Genomic DNA, 16,147 nt, shown 5'->3' with positions numbered 1-16,147 from the left:
CGTACGTTCGGGGCGAGCGTTTTTTGCTTCCTTTTTTAGGCGCTTGTAAAAAAGGGAGTCGCCGTAAGGGCGAAACCGCCAGCCGCCGTTACCCAAAAAACGGATATGTACTCAATCACCCAAGAACCTGGTCGGCCCGAAGGCCGCCAAGGTCAACAGCAGACTCAAGCCAAACTCTTGCTGACCACCTCAAATACATCACTGGACAACTGCCCCGAAGCCCGAATCCGCTCCAGCTCCCCCTTCATCAAAGCCTGCCGAGCACTGTCATACTTGCGCCAGCGAGTCAAAGGCGCCAACTGACGAGAAGCAATCTGCGGATTGAAACCGTTCAGCTCAATCACCAGATCCGCCAGGAAGCGATACCCGGAACCATCCGCCGCATGGAAGTTGATCAGGTTCTGCCCGGCAAACGCGCCGATCAACGCCCGCACCTTGTTCGGGTTCTTGATGTTGAACGCCGGGTGCTGCATCAACGCCTTGACCCGCGCAAGTCCACCCGGCAGCACGCTGCCGGCCTGGACACTGAACCACTGGTCCATGACCAGCGGGTTATCCTTGAAGTGCTCGGCGAAACTGGCCAGGGCCTTGGCCTTCTCGGCCTCGAACGGCGAATTGACCAACACGGCGAGTGCAGTCAGGCGCTCGGTCATGTTGTCGCACGCGTCGAACTGCTCCAGGGTCGCCGCCAGAACTTCCGGCTTACCGCTGAGCATCAGGTACGACAGCGCGATGTTCTGCAAGGCGCGACGGGCGAAATGTTCGGCCTCGGCCACGTACGGCGTTTGCCTGGAAAGCTCGCGGTTGGCCTGGTAACGCAGCCACAAGCCTTCGAACAACGCGTCAGCCAGTTGCTTGCGGGCAAACTCGCGGGCGCTGTGAATCGCTTCGACATCCGCCACTTCGCTGATTTCGGTCAGGTACGCTTCGCTTGGCAGCGAGAGCATTTCGGCGACCATGGCCTGATCCAGCGACGCGTCCGAGAGCACCGTGCGCAGCGCCGACACCAGACGCTGATCGAGCACCAGCGCTTCGCCCTTCTGCTGCTGGGCGATCAATTCCTGCAGCACCTGCACCGACAGCTGCTGACCGGCATCCCAGCGGTTGAAGCCGTCGCTGTCGTGCTGCATCAGGAACATCAACTGGTCGCGGTTGTACGGGAAGCTCAGTTTCACTGGCGCCGAGAAACCGCGCAGCAACGATGGCAGCGGCTGTTCGGCGATGTCGACGAAGGTGAAGGTCTGTTCGGCTTCGGTCACCGAGATCACTCGGGAAGTGCCTTGTGCGGTGGCTTCACCGGACAGACGCAGGGCAATCGCTGCCCCTTTGGCATCCAGCAGCCCCAGCTCGACCGGGATCACGAACGGCAGTTTTTGTACCTTGTCCGGGGTTTCCGGGCAGCTCTGGCGGAAGGTCAGGCTGTAGGTTTTCGCCGCCGCATCAAAGGACTCGCTCACCGCCAGACGCGGTGTTCCGGCCTGGCTGTACCAGCGCTTGAACTGGGTCAGGTCGACGCCATTGGCATCTTCCATGGCCTTGATGAAGTCATCGCAGGTTACGGCCTGGCCGTCATGGCGTTCGAAGTACAGGTCGCTGCCTTTGCGGAAGCCTTCGGCGCCGAGCAAGGTGTGGATCATGCCGACCACTTCCGAGCCCTTTTCGTACACGGTCAGGGTGTAGAAGTTGGAAATCTCGATGAAGCTGTCCGGGCGCACGGCGTGGGCCATGGGGCCGGCGTCTTCGGCGAACTGGTGGGTGCGCAGGTACGCCACGTCCTGGATGCGCTTGACCGTGGCCGAGTTCATGTCCGAAGAGAAACCGGCATCGCGGAACACGGTGAAGCCTTCCTTGAGCGACAACTGGAACCAGTCGCGGCAGGTCACGCGGTTGCCCGACCAGTTGTGGAAGTATTCGTGGGCGACGATCGCCTCGACCCGCTGGTGCGCGGCGTCGGTGGCGGTTTCGGCCTTGGCCAGCACGGCGCTGGAGTTGAAGATGTTGAGGCCCTTGTTCTCCATGGCGCCCATGTTGAAGTCATTCACGGCGACGATCATGAAGATGTCCAGATCGTACTCGCGACCGTAGACCTCTTCGTCCCAGCGCATGGACTTCTTCAGGCTATTCATGGCGTGCTGGCACTTGTCGATATTTTCCGGCTCGACGTAAATGCGCAGCGCTACGTTGCGCTCGCTCATGGTGGTGAAGCTGTCCTCGACGCACCACAGGTCACCGGCCACCAGCGCAAACAGGTACGCCGGTTTCTTGAACGGGTCTTCCCAGGTCGCCCAGTGCCGGCCGTCTTCGCCGGGGCCGGAAGCGATCGGGTTGCCGTTGGACAGCAGCACCGGATAGCTGTGCTGCTCGGCGACGACCGTGGTGGTGAAGGTGCTCATCACGTCCGGGCGGTCGAGGTAATAGGTGATCTTGCGGAAGCCTTCGGCCTCGCACTGGGTGCAGAACATCGTGCCGGACTTGTACAGGCCTTCCAGCGCGGTGTTGGTTTCCGGATGGATCCTGACGCTGGTATCGACCGTGAAGGTCGCGCTGGTCGGGTGCAGGGTCAGGTGATTCTCGGTCAGCTGATACTGTGCTGCAGTAAGCGCCTGGTCGGCCAGGGTGACCGACAGCAGTTCCAGCTGCTGGCCATCCAGCACCAGCGGCGGCAGCCCCGGGCCACGCTCGGGGTTGCGGCGCATCACCAGTTGCGCATGGACCAGGCTGTGGTCCTCGTACAACTCGAAGGTCAGGTGTGTTTCGTCGATCAGGTACTCGGGCGCCTGATAGTCCTTGAGGTAGATCATCTTCGGTTGTTCGGTGCGCATGCTGGAGTCCTTACTGATGCACGGCGAGCTGGTAAGCCGTGTATTTACGAATGTTGATCACGCCGGTGTCGAAGATCAGGTATTGGCCCTTGACCCCCATCAGCGTGCCTTCGGCAATCGGGTTCTTGTCCAGGTTGAAGCTGACAATCTTCGCCGGGTATTGCTCGACCGGGTAGCGGATTTCCAGCGGTTCGACGCCGGTAACCGTCTGGATCGCCTGCAAGCCGAAACGTTCCTGCAACCCTTGCAAGCCTTCGGCGCAGCTGTCGAACAGTTGATCGCGAACCTCGGCCAGGTTCACCGCCGCCGCGTCGCCCTTGAGTAAAGCACGCCAGTTGGTCTTGTCCGCCACCTGGCTGCGAAACAGATCCTCGACGAAACCCGACTGTTGCCGGGTCGAGACGCGCACGATCGGCAAGGCCTGGCTCGCACCCTGGTCGAGCCAGCGGGTCGGCAACTGGGTGGCGCGGGTAATCCCGACTTTCACCCCCGACGAGTTGGCCAGGTACACCACGTGGTCCGTCATGCAGAACTTCTCGCCCCACTCCGGCTCCCGGCAGGTACCGGCGTCGAAGTGGCAGCGCTCCGGACTCATGATGCACACGTCGCACTGGGCCAGTTTGGTCATGCACGGGTAGCAGTAACCCTGGCTGAAACTGGTTTTGGTCTTGCGTCCGCAATGGGTGCAGTGGATCGCCCCCAGGTACTCCAGGCGCACCGTGGTGCCGATCAACGGATTGACCGGAACCTCGGTTTCGCCCAGACGGAAAGCGTATTGCACGTTCGGCCCGTCAAGGCGCGCCGACATTTTGCTGATTGCACCGCGGCCAATCTCGATCAATGGATGGCATCCGACTTGAACAGAATATTCGGCACTTCGATCGACTTAGAGGCGCATTCCTGCGGCCCCATGTAGCCGGTACGCTGGTCTTCGGGCAGATTCTGGATTTCCCAGGCGATCATCGCCTGCAGCGACAGCTCGCGTTGTTCGGCGGTGAGCTTGCCACCGTCGGACCATTTGCCGATTTCCACGGCCAGTTTCAGGCTCTCGTAGATATCGGGGGTGATGTTCTGGATCATTTCGTTAAAAGAGGACATTGGGTCTCCGTCTCTTTATTGCATGTTCTTGAATTAGGCGGCCAGTTTACGGCGGTTATACAAACCGCCCAACAAACCGGTGAAGCATCCGATGAGTAACCCGCTGACGTGGGCCGCATTGGCGATTTCGCCGAAGCCGATCATCGAGACCAGCCCGGACAGGCACAGCAGCAACCACACCAGCATCATCACCAGCACGCCGCGCGGCAGGCGATAAGCCGGGTTCGGCGCCAGCAGCTGGAAGATCCAGCAATGCCCGAGCAGGCCGTACAGTACGCCGGACAGGCCACCGAACAAGGTCGGGCCACTGAAGTAGTACTGGGCGTAGTTGGACACCAGGCTGAACAGCAGGGTCAGGCCGATCAGGTTGATGCTGCCCTGGCGCGACTCGATGCGCCGCCCCAACTCCCAGTACCACATGCCGTTCATCGCCAGGTGCAGGATGCCGAAGTGGATCAGCATCGGCGTGAACAGGCGCCACCACTGCCCCGCCGCCAGGCTGTCGGCCAGCGGTGTGAAGTGGATGTATTCGCCGACTACGCGAAATTCCAGGAAGGTCAGCCAGCGCATCGTTTCCAGGTTGTCACCGAGCAAGGTGACCGCACCGACGATGAGGCTCAGCAGCAATACCAGTGCAGTGGCCCTGGCGTATTTCAACTGTTCGACAAAGCCCGGACGCTTGATGGTCTGCGCCACCGGAATGTCCAGTTGCTGGTCGGGATCGCCCGCCGGAAACCGTTCGTACAGTGCGCGCACATCTTCACTGATGTTGTCCGGCACCCACAGCACTTGCTCGCCCGCTTCTTCGCTGACCCGATGGGGCACTTGCATGCGTTTGAGCAAGGTGACGAACCCGCTCAAGTCCACCGCCAGGGGCAGACGCAAAACCGCTACAGCACTCATTGCAGCACCTCCGGCCGCTCGACATCGACCCAGACGAATTTATCCGGATCTAGGCGGGTTTCCTGATCCAGTCGGTAGGCCACCAGTTTGCCGTAGAGCACTGCGCTGTAATCCAGGCAGGCCAGGTTCGGGCGGATGGGTGCCGGCTTGCCACTGCGCCAGTAATGGCCGACGAACAACAACGGCTCGTCGATGCCATAGCGCAGCAAGCTGTTCTTTTCAGTGGACGTCAGCGGCGTCCGGGCCACGGGCTCAGGCAGCGCGTCCGGCTGGAACACGATGTCGCCGTAGGTTTTCGGATCGTCTTCCCAGAACTTGGTGCGGAAGAACGAACGCACCAGGCCGTCGCCGCTGGTCATGGTCAGGCCATGGGGCAAGCGCATGTCGGTGCCGCGCAACAGGCGATCGAACACGGTGCAGGCAAACGAACCCGACTCCGCCGACGCCTGGAGAAAATGCTCGTCGATGCAACCGTTGGGGAACAACGCCCGCAGCGGCTCGATCAGCCCGGCATCCCAGCAGGCGTGGACCACGCGAAAACGCCCGGCATCGACGAACAGCGGCAGCTCATAGAACCATTGCTGGAAGTCGTGCCAGTCAGCCGGATGGCCTTCGAACTGGGTCAGGGTTTCGTGCAGCAGGCGGGCATGGCGCGGCGTGTGCTCGCGCACGAACTGTTTGCCGCTGCCGGGCAGCGCCGGCGTGCTCCAGCCCAGCGCATTGAACTCATGGTTGCCCATGATGCACAGCGCCTGACCGGCCTCGACCATGTCGTGGACGATGTGCAGCGCCTCGCGAATCCGCGGGCCGCGGTCGATGATATCGCCGACGAACACCGCCATGCGCGACGCGTGCCGCCAGACGCCACCCTGTTTGTGATAACCGAGTCGGTCGAGCAAGTGCTCCAGGGTCAGAGCGCAACCGTGCACGTCACCGATCAGGTCGTAGCTACGCGCGGGATCGAGCATCAGTCGCCTCCACCCCCCAGCTTGCTGCCCCAGCCGAGCTTGGTCCGGCAGACTTCGTAGTAGTTGTGGTCGAGCGGGTGAATCAACCGCAGTTTCTGGGCTTTTTTGCTGACGGTAATGGTGTCGCCGGGCGCGCAGGTGAAGTGGTTCTGCCCGTCGCACGAGACTTGCGGGTAAATCTGCATATCCTTGGACACGACGATTTTCAGCTCACTGTTGCCATCGACCACGATCGGTCTACCCGACAAGGTATGGGGGTACATCGGCACAATAACAATAGCGTCGAGCTTGGGGTGCATGATCGGCCCGCCGGCAGACAACGCGTAGGCCGTGGAACCGGTCGGCGTGGCGACGATCAGGCCGTCGGCCTTCTGGCTGCAGACGAACTGGCCGTCGATGTACAGCTCGAATTCGATCATTCGCGTGGATTTGCCAGGGTGCAGCACGACGTCGTTCAGGGCATCGCCCTGACCAATGGCCTCACCGTGGCGGCGGACCTCGGCCTGCAGCAGGAAGCGGTTTTCCACCAGATAGTGGCCGTCCAGCACTTCGGCGACCTTGGTTTCCAGCTCGTCGGGGCGGATGTCGGTGAGGAACCCCAGGCTGCCCCGGTTGATGCCGAGCACCGGAATATTGTGCTTGGCCAGCGCCCGGGCAGCGCCGAGCAGGCTGCCGTCACCACCGACCACGATGACCATGTCGCAGACTTCGCCGAGCATCTTGCGCGACGAGGTTTGCAGGCCGTGCCCTGGCAGCACTTCGGCGATGGTGTCTTCGAGGATCACGTGCAGGTGACGATCGAGCAGAAACCGTTTCAGTCGGCGGACGGTATCCAGCACCTGGGAACTGCCCAGGCGACCGATGATGCCGATATTGCGAAATTGCTCCATGGGGCTCCTGCGGGGATCTGTGTGGCGGCGAAAACCACGATTATGGGCGAAAGCCGCCCGTAGACAAAATCCTTTCAGCTTCAAGGGTGTGCCCGGGTTTCGGGCTATGCTCGCAAGATGATGCTATTTCCGGACTTGCTCCACCTGCCCCATCAGTTACGCCATCCCGAAGTGCGTGACCTGGCGTGGGTCATCCTCGCCCCGCCCATGCTGGACGATACCCCGTGGCCGCAACGTCACCCGTTGGCCGGCAGCGACTGGGTACAGGCACCGGACCGGCTGGAGCAGTGGCTGCGGCAGCTGGACCGGGACAGTTATGGCTTGCTGCACTGGCTGGCCCAGGCCCGGACCCGCCGCCTGGGTCTGTATTACGAACGCCTCTGGCAGTTTGCCGTGCAGCATGCGCCGGGCATTGAGCTGATTGCCGCCAACATGCCGATTCGCCGCGAAGGGCACACCCTGGGTGAACTGGACATGCTGCTGCGCGACCGCGACGGTGTGCATCACCTGGAACTGGCGATCAAGCTCTACCTCGGCCCGCAATCCGGCGACGGGCACGACACCGCCCAGTGGCTGGGGCCGGGCTGCCACGATCGGCTCGACCGCAAACTGGCGCACCTGAGCCAGCATCAGTTACCGATCTCCGCGCGCCCCGAGAGCCGTGAAGTACTGGCGGCACTGGATATCCAGGCCTTCAGCGCCCATTTGTGGCTGGGGGGTTATTTGCTCTACCCCTGGCCCGGACAGGCCGCCCCGCCGGCGGGTGCCCATCCGCAGCATTTGCGCGGTCGCTGGCTGCATCAAAAGGATTGGCAGGCGCTGGTTGCCCAGAGCGCGCCCGGTCGCTGGCAACCCCTGCCCCGCCATGCCTGGCTGGCACCGGCGCATTATTCGGCGGAGCACACCTGGACCCCTGAACAGATGCGGGCATGGCTCAATGACCTGGACCTGCTGGCGCCGGCACAACTGCTGGTACGCCTGACGGAAAATGCCAACGGTGACTGGGAAGAGGCCGAGCGCTTGTTTCTGGTGGCGGATCTTTGGCCGAATGTGCCGGGCAATGCCTGATGTTTTCTGTGTCTGGAATGGCCCCATCGCGAGCAGGCTCGCTCCCACATTGGGTCACTGAAGATCCCTGTGGGAGCGAGCCTGCTCGCGAAGGGGCCAGCCTGGTCTGAACGGACAACCGCGAATCACTTCACAACCGGATCACATGCCCCTCGACAGGTGGGACCTGGCCATGGAACAAGCGGGAAATGACGCGTTGCGCTGCCTCGTAACCTCGACTTTCAATGACCTTCAGCAATGGTTTTTCACTTTCCGTCACCAGCCGAACAAACCGCAGCAACCCCTCGCCGATATGCTGGCTGACCCCTTCAGGCCCCCATTCGGCATTGCGCTTGCGGATCTGGATCGGCGCAAAAAAGAACACCGGTTGTGGCCCTTCGATAGCCGTCAACCGTGCCTCATCGGTACTTTGCGCAGAGCCGGCGAAGCAGCTGTAGACCAGTTGCCCGGCAAAGTGCTGGTGCACTTGATCCCGCAACGGGAGGTCACCCGAAAAATCCACATACAGCGCAGGACGATCATTCCCAAGACTCGTCAGCTCTTCATAGGACACTACCCGCTCATAACAACCGAGGGTTTCGACAAAGGTTTTGTTGGCGACCGAGGTCAGGGCAATCCGTTCCAGTTGCGGATGACTCTCCAGGCAGACCGCCGTGCCGTAGGCGGTTTTACTCGACGCACTGGAAAACACCAGCCGGGTTGCGCCAAAGAACTGGTTGTCCTGGAGGAAGTCCGCCAGCATTGAAGAGGTCAGGAACAGTGGCTTGAGCAATATCTGCAGGTTTTCGGTTTCCGGGCAGTAGTACGGATCCCAGCTGCAACGGGTGTACTGGTTGTACGCCGATGTCAGCCCCAACCGGTGTTCAGCCCCATCGTAGAAGCCACGCTCGGTGACCCGTTCCGGACGCATCCACAGGTGGCTGGCCAGCGGAAAGTAACCGTAGAAGCGCTCGCCCACTTCGATGCCGGTCACAGTCGACGCGATGACGTCCGCGAACCCCCAGGCCGGAATGTGGCCCCAACCCTCCTCATCTGCAGGAAAGAAACCCCAGTAGTTCATTGAATTGCCATACGCCGCGTACGTAATGTTGTTGGTGGTCAGTGCGCAACGATCAATCTTCAGGATCACCTCGCCGGCTGCCGGAACCAGGCTACGTCGCTCCTGCACTATGCGGCTCTGGTCCAGGGCATTTTTGCGGGTAATCAGGCGTGTTACCGTAGTGAAATCCTGCATGTTCGGTCTCCTGCTGCGACACGGTGGCGGGTCACACAAGGGTAATGACTGCCGATGAAGCGTGGGTTCGGAAACACCAGGGGCGGCTCCCCCACCCTCAATTCCCGCGCCAAGCCGCTGAAACGCCCCAGCCAGGCTCGGGCGATCTTCACCGTCGAGGCGATTTACGAGGCCTTTGTTCGGATTTGGCAGCGCAACGGCTGGTCAAGACTGACCACCCGGGACGTGGCACTCGAAGCCGGCGTGGCGGTTGGCACGCTGTATGACTATTTCCCGAGCAAAAAAGCCCTGCTGTCGGGTTACATCCGGCATCGCCTGGATGTACTGCTGGCTCAACTGGATCAAGACGTCATCCAGGCAAACGACCTGGACTGGCTGACGCGCATCAAGCGACTGGTGCGCCTGACCTGCGACCCTGACGATCCCCGCCAACCCCTGTTCAACCATGCCGTATCGCTCATCGAGCATCAGATCGCGGAACCCAAGCATCACCGAAGGGTGTACCAGGAACTGTCGCAAAAATGGCGGGAAGCCTTTGCGGCCTGCGGCGATTTACCGATGCAGCCGTCAGAGCCGATTATAGAAGCCTGGGTCATCATGGCCTGGGGCGGTCGTCGCTACTGCATCACGGCACAGCCGGCGGCGGAACAAACCGCCGCCTGGCTGTCGGAAATGGAAGCATTGGTTTGCAGGCGATTGGCCAGCGCTTCGCAGGACTGAGCGCTGGCAAACGAACATCAGACTTTCTTGTGCTGCTCGACCCATTGCCCATAGGCATTGATGAAACTTTGCAGAAACGGCTTGACCGACTCGGACAGCTTGCCCGCCTCGTCGAACGCCGAACCGGCGTTCCCCAGATAGGCCTCAGGTTGCTGCATCAGCGGCACATTGAGAAACACCATGGATTGACGCAGGTTGTGGTTGGCACCAAACCCGCCGACGGCCCCCGGCGAAACGCTGATAATCGCGCCCGGCTTGCCGTTCCAGGCACTTTTCCCATAGGGGCGCGAACCCACGTCAATCGCGTTTTTCAACGGTGCCGGCACCGAGCGGTTGTATTCCGGGGTCACGAACAGCACCGCGTCGGATGTGCTCACCTGTTGCCGGAAAGTGCTGTAGGCTGCCGGCGGTGAAGCACCATCGATGTCTTCGTTGTAGAGCGGCAGGTCGCCAATTTCGACGATGTTCAGCTTGAGATTGGCCGGTGCCAGTTCAGCCAGGGCCCGTGCGACCTTGCGGTTGATCGATTCCTTTCTCAAGCTGCCGACCACGACGGCGACCGAATAGACGTTGCTCATGGGAATGTCTCGACTGTCCGATAGGAAGAGCTTGTAGTTATAGATGACGATTCAAGCAGTGGGCGACTGAAAACGCCGTCCCTGACTATTTTTTTCCTGTAGGAAAACTTACCTCACCCAGACACGGTCTACAGAGCCGCAAATTGAGTGATTTATCTCCAGAGGTTCTAAGCAGATGGCAGCAGTACTCGTCGGTCAGTTCCATGCAAGAGACGCGGAAGGCCGTATTTATTCGGTGCACGAGTTCCAGGAATCCACCCCGGCGGTAGACGGCTCAGGGCCTGTCACTACCTATAAGCTGGCCATTGGCGACCGTGTCAACAAGGTCGACGACAATGAGTTCATGCTGGTACAAACCGGCGTGACCATTACCCGCGAACCGCAAACCGCCAGCGCTTCATAACCCGTTGTTATGAGCAGAAGTCATATGCGCGGACTTGGGGTAGGATTCAGCCACTGACTCCTCCACTTGCTGAACATGGACTTCACGCATGCGCTTACGCCATATCGAAGTGATCCAGGCGCTCCTGCAGACCGGTCACCTGGGCACCGCCGCCGAATGGCTGCAGTTGCCAGTGGCCGAAGTCGAGCGCTTGCTGCGCGACGCCGAGGATCAGTTGGGATTCATGCTGTTCGCCAGCGTGCGCGGACGATTGCAGGCCACCCGCGAAGCGCAGCAACTGCAGGTGGAAATCGCCCGGGTCTACGACGCGCTCGAACCGGTGCAGCGTCTGGCCAACAGCCTCAGGCAATACCTGGCGCCGCCTTTGCGCATCATCTGCACCCCGCCCCTGGCCAACCAATTGTTGCCTCACAGCATCGCGGCCCTGCGCCGACGCCTGCCCGACGCGCCTTGCACACTGCTGAGCCAGCCGACCCGCGACATCGTCAGAAGCCTGCTGCTGCGTGAAAGCGATCTGGGCCTGAGCCTGCACGACCCGGATCACGCCGACCTCGATTGCCAGGTGATTGCCCAGGGCAAACTTCAGTTGCTCGCCCCCCATGGCTGGCTGCAACCGAAACAGAAATACATTTCACTGCAGGACCTGGCCGGTCAATCGATGATCGGCCTGGAGGGGCACGACCCGCTGAGCCCGGCACTGGAAAACAAACTGCACAGCTTGCGCCCTGCACCGGTGATTCAGACCCGGGTGCAGACGCACCAGATGATGCGCAGCATGGTCGAGGCTGGCGAAGGCCTGGCCATCGTCGACCCCTTTACCGCCCTCGGTGCCAAAGCCTCGGGACTGGACAGTTGCCCGTTGGCACCCGCTATCCCGGTCAGTCTCTACGCCCTGTCCCTGAAAAACGCCGAAGTATCTCCGGCGGTTCAGGCCCTGTTGGCCATCGTCACGGAACAAGCCGCGGCGATGCTGACGAACTGAGCGGGTTTTCCAGCGGGTTTTCGAATATTCGATACCAGAACAGCGCCACTTCGGCGGTGTTCGGATCGATGCCGCGATAGCGCAGGTGATCGACCCCGCCGATCACGTAACCGCAGCGTTCGTAGAGCCGGCAGGCCCCCAGGTTGTTGTTCTGGGTTTCGAGCATGATGCCCGGAAGTTTCTTCTTGCGGCTCCAGAACTGCGCCACATCCAGCAGGGCCTTGGCCACGCCGTGCCGCCGGGCCGGCGCATGCACCGCCAGTTCGTCGATATGGGCAAAGCCGTTCCAGTTGGTGCTGACCACCAGGTGCCCCACGGGCTGGTCATCCAGATAGGCCATGAAAATCGCGCTGTCGGCGGCATCGCGAAAGCTGCTGAACTCCTCCGGGTCGATGCCGTAGCACTTGCGGTAAGGCGTGATCGGCGTCACCGGCCACTGTGCGACCGGTTTGCCGATTTCGGCCGCACCATAGGCCGCGACTTCAAAACTGAAATCACTGCCCCAGATGTAGGCGGCAAAACCTTCATCGGCAACCCGTACCGACAACCCTGGGTAATTCGGATTTATAACCGGCTGCATACTGGGAAAGGTCCTCACTCCTTGATGCAATCGACGGTGTAGCACCGCCCACTGCCCTGATCTTCGTGTTGCAATCCGTGCACATCAGCAACGAACCCCGGGAAACTGCTATCGAACGTGCGGGCAAACGCCAGGTAATCGATGATCGAGCGCGTCGATTCGGTAAAGCGCTCACCCGGCATGATCAACGGAATGCCGGGTGGATACGGCACCAGCATCACCGCGGCGATCCGTCCGTCCAGCGCATCGATCGATACGGCCTCGACTTCACCGCGCACCAATTGATCATAGGCGTCCGCCGGCTTCATCGCGACTTCCGGCAGTACGGTGTACATGCGCTTGAGGTGCCTGGCGGTGGCATTGCTGCGATAACAGGCATGCAACTGATCGCACAGATCACGCAGGCCCATGCCCTGATACCGCGCGACATTCTCCTGCGCCACGCAAGGCAGGCAACTGGCCAGGCTAACGTTGGCGTCATAGCTACGCTTGAACTCCAGCAATTCGGTGAGCAGCGTGCTCCACTTGCCCTTGGTAATGCCCATGGAGAACAACACCAGGAACGAATAAAGCCCGGTCTTCTCAACCACCAGGCCACGCTCCCAAAGGAACTTGCTGACCACCGCCGCCGGAATCCCGCGCTCGCTGAGGGCGCCACCGGCCGTCAGCCCCGGCATCACCAGCGTGACCTTGATCGGGTCGAGCAGCACATAATCCTCGGTCACGCCGCCAAAGCCGTGCCAGTCGGCCTCCGGCTGCAGCAACCAGTCCTCGGTGACGACCCGCTCGATGCCTTCCGCCGACGGCGGTTGCCAGATCGAAAACCACCAGTCATCAGCGGCAATGTGCTGACGCAAGTTAGCCAGCGCCCGGCGAAAACTCAGGGCTTCGTCGAACATTTCCTGCAGCAGCGAACGCCCGGCCGGCCCTTCCATCATCGCCGAAGCCACATCCAGCGAGGCGATGATGCCGTACTGCGGCGAGGTCGAGATGTGCATCATGAACGCTTCGTTGAAGCGATCCCGGTCCAGTTGCCGCGCGCCGCCATCGCGCACATGAATCATCGACGCCTGACTGAAGGCCGCCAGCAACTTGTGGGTGGAATGGGTGGTGAACACCAACGGACTGTCTTCATCACGGGACGTGCCCATGCCGTAGCGCCCGGCAAAAAACTCATGGAACGCCGCATAGGCGTACCAGGCCTCGTCGAAGTGCAATACTTCGACGCTGTTGCCCAGTTGCTGCCGGATCAGCTCGGCGTTGTAGCAGAGGCCGTCATAGGTCGAATTGGTCACTACGGCGAGCTTGACCTTCGGTGACCGCCCCTTGGTCAGCGGGCTGGCGTCGATCTTGGCCTGGATCGATTCGCGGCTGAATTCGCTCAGGGGAATCGGGCCGATGATCCCCAGTTCATTACGCTCCGGACACAAGTACAGCGGGATCGCGCCGGTCATGATGATCGAGTGCAGCACCGACTTGTGGCAATTACGGTCCACCAGCACCAGGTCATCGCGAGCGACCACCGAATGCCAGACAATCTTGTTGGCGGTGGATGTGCCATTGATCACGAAAAAGGTGTGATCGGCACCAAAGTTGCGGGCTGCGCGGGCCTCGGCTTCAGCCAAGGGGCCAGTGTGATCGAGCAAGGAACCGAGTTCCGGCACCGACACCGAAAGATCCGAGCGCAGGGTGTTTTCCCCGAAAAACTGGTGGAACGCCTGCCCTACCGGACTTTTGTGATACGCCACGCCACCGCCGTGACCGGGGGTGTGCCACGAGTAATTGGAATCCGCGGTGTGCTGCACCAGGGCCTTGAAGAACGGCGGCAACAGGCCATCCAGGTATTTGCGCGCAGCGCGGGCCACCTGCCGGGCAAGAAAGGGCACGGTGTCTTCAAACAGGTAAAGAATGCCGCGCAACTGGTTGAGCTCGGCCATGGCATCGGCGGGCGCGTTTTCCAGGGTCACTTTTTCGCCCAGGGCGAAGATCGGCAGATCCGGCGCACGCACTCGCGCCAGACCGATCAGTTCGGCCATGTTTTGCAACAAATGCGAATGGGTGCTGGCGTCCTCAGACGCTATCAACATGCAGGACAGGCCATGGTAGGTCGACGCCACCAGTCGTCCTTCGGTGTAGTCCACCGCCGAAACGACGCTGAAGCCTTCCTGCTCCAGCTCCCGGGCAATCCCCCGCACGCGGTCGCCGGCGACGCTGTCGGCCTTGATGTCGCGATGGACAATCAGGACCGGGAATTTCAAATCTTTATACATGAGGCTCAGTGTCCTGAGGCGGCAGACCAGAGCCTGCCAATCACCTCAGGGTAGAGTGTTGCAGCGCAAGTGGCGAGCGGTGCGGTTATTCGAACATCAAAAGATCGCAGCCTTCGGCAGCTCCTACAGGGGACGCGTTTCTCTGTAGGCGCTGCCGAAGGCTGCGATCTTTTTTCCATGCCCCTACGCCTGCTGCGCTTCAGCCTCTGCCAACTGCACCCACAACGCCGGAGCCCCAGCGGATTTGCCGATGATTTCCAGGCGCGCCGCGTGGCGGGCCAGGTCGTCTTCGCTGGCGCGGATGATGCGCGTCGGCTGGCGATCCGCCGGCAAACGACGGATCTCGGTGGCCGAATTGTCCGCTCCCTCACCGGAGCCATTGCCATCGGAGGCGTTACCGGCCAGGGACAGGCTGGTCTGCCCGCCGGTCATGGTCAGGTAGACGTCGGCGAGAATCTCGGAGTCGAGCAAGGCACCGTGCAGTTCACGGCCGGAGTTGTCGACGCCATAGCGTTTGCACAAGGCGTCGAGGCTGTTGCGCTGCCCCGGGTGACGTTCCCGGGCCATCATCAGGGTGTCGAGGATCGAGCAGTGCTGCGTGATGTCCGCGCGATCCTGCTGCCCCATCAGGGCGAATTCGTTGTTGATGAAGCCAACGTCGAACGCCGCGTTATGGATGATCAGCTGCGCGCCCTTGATGAACTCGAAGAACTCTTCGGCCACCTCGGCAAAACGCGGCTTGCCGACGAGGAATTCGTTGGTGATGCCGTGGACGCCGATGGCGCCCTCGTCACTTTCGCGATCGGGCTGCAGGTAGACGTGAAAGTGCCGGCCCGTCAGGCGTCGGCCGATCAACTCGACACAACCGATTTCGATAATCCGGTGGCCGTCGGTCACCGGCATGCCGGTGGTTTCGGTGTCGAGTACAACGGATCTGGTGGCCATCAGTGCTCAGCTCTCAATCGGTATTCGGGCAAAAGTCGCGATATTAACACGGTCCCCGTAGGAGCTGCCGAAGGCTGCGATCTTTTGACTTTGATTTTCAAGATCAAAAGCAAAAGATCGCAGCCTGCGGCAGCTCCTACAGTGGGCATCGCGATCAGTCCTGCTTGTACCCGCGCACTTCATCGACGCCACGGTTGGCCAACTGGTCGGCGCGTTCGTTGCCGTGATGGCCAATGTGCCCGCGCACCCATTTCCAGGTGACCTTGTGGCGGTTGACCTGCTCGTCGAGCAATTTCCACAGGTCGGCGTTTTTCACCGGCTCCTTCGCCGCGGTTTTCCAGCCGCGCTTCTTCCAGTTGTCCATCCACTCGTTGATGCCTTTCATCACATACTGGGAGTCGGTCACCAGCAGCACCTCACAGGGACGCTTGAGCTCTTCCAGGCCACGGATCGCGCCCATCAGTTCCATGCGGTTGTTGGTGGTATTGGCTTCGCCGCCCCAGAGTTCCTTTTCAACGCCCTTGCACACCAGCAGTGCGCCCCAGCCGCCTGGGCCAGGGTTGCCCTTGCAGGCGCCGTCGGTGAACAGTTCTACGCTATCGCTCATGCCAATCTATCCAGAAAATGCGCTGGCCCGTCGATCGCAGATCGACGACGCCCGAAGCCGGGACAGGCCCGGCCGCAAA

General features: G+C 61.1%; 16 protein-coding genes. 4 read left to right on the top strand and 12 right to left on the bottom strand.

The window, feature by feature from the left end; all coding sequences use genetic code 11:
- Nucleotides 1-164 precede the first annotated feature (164 nt).
- Genes pepN through AC3WJW_RS27640 form a run of 6 tightly spaced genes read right to left on the bottom strand, consistent with a single transcriptional unit; the run spans nucleotide 165 to nucleotide 6,681 of the window.
- Nucleotides 165-2,822, bottom strand: a complete 2,658-nt coding sequence (gene pepN, locus AC3WJW_RS27665; RefSeq protein ID WP_493728198.1) for an aminopeptidase N — start codon at nucleotides 2,820-2,822, stop codon at nucleotides 165-167.
- 10 nt (nucleotides 2,823-2,832) lie between these two features.
- Nucleotides 2,833-3,663 (bottom strand): DUF2797 domain-containing protein, encoded by an 831-nt coding sequence (locus AC3WJW_RS27660; RefSeq protein WP_007979150.1) that lies wholly within the window; start codon nucleotides 3,661-3,663, stop codon nucleotides 2,833-2,835.
- Nucleotides 3,660-3,920: a YeaC family protein gene (locus tag AC3WJW_RS27655; RefSeq protein ID WP_007979148.1), complete on the bottom strand. Its 261-nt coding sequence runs from the start codon at nucleotides 3,918-3,920 to the stop codon at nucleotides 3,660-3,662. Before AC3WJW_RS27655 ends, AC3WJW_RS27660 begins: the two co-directional genes overlap by 4 nt.
- 33 nt (nucleotides 3,921-3,953) lie before the next feature.
- Nucleotides 3,954-4,823, bottom strand: coding sequence for a rhomboid family intramembrane serine protease (locus tag AC3WJW_RS27650; protein WP_493728197.1), 870 nt, complete (start codon nucleotides 4,821-4,823; stop codon nucleotides 3,954-3,956).
- Nucleotides 4,820-5,794, bottom strand: coding sequence for a metallophosphoesterase (locus AC3WJW_RS27645; RefSeq protein ID WP_371319497.1), 975 nt, complete (start codon nucleotides 5,792-5,794; stop codon nucleotides 4,820-4,822). The genes AC3WJW_RS27650 and AC3WJW_RS27645 overlap by 4 nt, the downstream gene beginning before the upstream one ends.
- Nucleotides 5,791-6,681: an NAD(+) kinase gene (locus AC3WJW_RS27640; RefSeq protein WP_008016128.1), complete on the bottom strand. Its 891-nt coding sequence runs from the start codon at nucleotides 6,679-6,681 to the stop codon at nucleotides 5,791-5,793. Before AC3WJW_RS27640 ends, AC3WJW_RS27645 begins: the two co-directional genes overlap by 4 nt.
- A gap of 117 nt (nucleotides 6,682-6,798) precedes the next feature.
- On the opposite strand from AC3WJW_RS27640, the gene AC3WJW_RS27635 reads away from it, so the two are divergent.
- Nucleotides 6,799-7,749, top strand: coding sequence for a DUF1853 family protein (locus tag AC3WJW_RS27635; protein ID WP_493728196.1), 951 nt, complete (start codon nucleotides 6,799-6,801; stop codon nucleotides 7,747-7,749).
- A 130-nt stretch (nucleotides 7,750-7,879) separates the two neighbouring features.
- On the opposite strand, the gene AC3WJW_RS27630 is transcribed toward AC3WJW_RS27635, so the two are convergent.
- Nucleotides 7,880-8,983, bottom strand: coding sequence for a DUF2855 family protein (locus AC3WJW_RS27630; protein WP_493728195.1), 1,104 nt, complete (start codon nucleotides 8,981-8,983; stop codon nucleotides 7,880-7,882).
- A 54-nt stretch (nucleotides 8,984-9,037) separates the two neighbouring features.
- Between AC3WJW_RS27630 and AC3WJW_RS27625 the strand changes: the two genes are divergently transcribed.
- A complete protein-coding gene (locus AC3WJW_RS27625; protein ID WP_493728194.1) occupies nucleotides 9,038-9,703 on the top strand; it encodes a TetR/AcrR family transcriptional regulator in 666 nt (221 codons plus the stop codon).
- 17 nt (nucleotides 9,704-9,720) lie between these two features.
- Here AC3WJW_RS27625 and AC3WJW_RS27620 read toward each other — a convergent pair whose 3' ends face one another.
- Nucleotides 9,721-10,281 (bottom strand): NADPH-dependent FMN reductase, encoded by a 561-nt coding sequence (locus AC3WJW_RS27620; RefSeq protein ID WP_217835369.1) that lies wholly within the window; start codon nucleotides 10,279-10,281, stop codon nucleotides 9,721-9,723.
- A gap of 175 nt (nucleotides 10,282-10,456) precedes the next feature.
- Here AC3WJW_RS27620 and AC3WJW_RS27615 point away from each other — a divergent pair, with 175 nt between their 5' ends.
- A complete protein-coding gene (locus AC3WJW_RS27615; protein WP_493728193.1) occupies nucleotides 10,457-10,684 on the top strand; it encodes a hypothetical protein in 228 nt (75 codons plus the stop codon).
- Nucleotides 10,685-10,772: 88 nt separating this feature from the next.
- A complete protein-coding gene (locus AC3WJW_RS27610) occupies nucleotides 10,773-11,666 on the top strand; it encodes a LysR substrate-binding domain-containing protein (RefSeq protein WP_493728192.1) in 894 nt (297 codons plus the stop codon).
- On the opposite strand, the gene AC3WJW_RS27605 is transcribed toward AC3WJW_RS27610, so the two are convergent.
- From AC3WJW_RS27605 to rnhA, 4 genes are all read right to left on the bottom strand, one after another.
- Nucleotides 11,632-12,246 carry a GNAT family N-acetyltransferase gene (locus AC3WJW_RS27605; protein WP_007979127.1) on the bottom strand — a complete coding sequence of 205 codons (615 nt, stop codon included), beginning with the start codon at nucleotides 12,244-12,246 and terminating at the stop codon, nucleotides 11,632-11,634. The genes AC3WJW_RS27610 and AC3WJW_RS27605 overlap by 35 nt on opposite strands.
- Before the next feature lie 14 nt (nucleotides 12,247-12,260).
- A complete protein-coding gene (locus AC3WJW_RS27600; RefSeq protein ID WP_493728191.1) occupies nucleotides 12,261-14,516 on the bottom strand; it encodes an Orn/Lys/Arg family decarboxylase in 2,256 nt (751 codons plus the stop codon).
- Nucleotides 14,517-14,699: 183 nt separating this feature from the next.
- Nucleotides 14,700-15,461 carry a DNA polymerase III subunit epsilon gene (dnaQ, locus tag AC3WJW_RS27595; protein WP_116579241.1) on the bottom strand — a complete coding sequence of 254 codons (762 nt, stop codon included), beginning with the start codon at nucleotides 15,459-15,461 and terminating at the stop codon, nucleotides 14,700-14,702.
- 154 nt (nucleotides 15,462-15,615) lie between these two features.
- Nucleotides 15,616-16,068 carry a ribonuclease HI gene (gene rnhA / locus AC3WJW_RS27590; protein WP_007996378.1) on the bottom strand — a complete coding sequence of 151 codons (453 nt, stop codon included), beginning with the start codon at nucleotides 16,066-16,068 and terminating at the stop codon, nucleotides 15,616-15,618.
- Between the last annotated feature and the right edge of the window lie 79 nt (nucleotides 16,069-16,147).

The sequence above is a fragment of the Pseudomonas sp. GW821-FHT07G06 genome (assembly GCF_058986625.1).
Note: the sequence above shows the minus strand (reverse complement) of the source record. Positions and strands in the feature narration are given on the sequence as shown.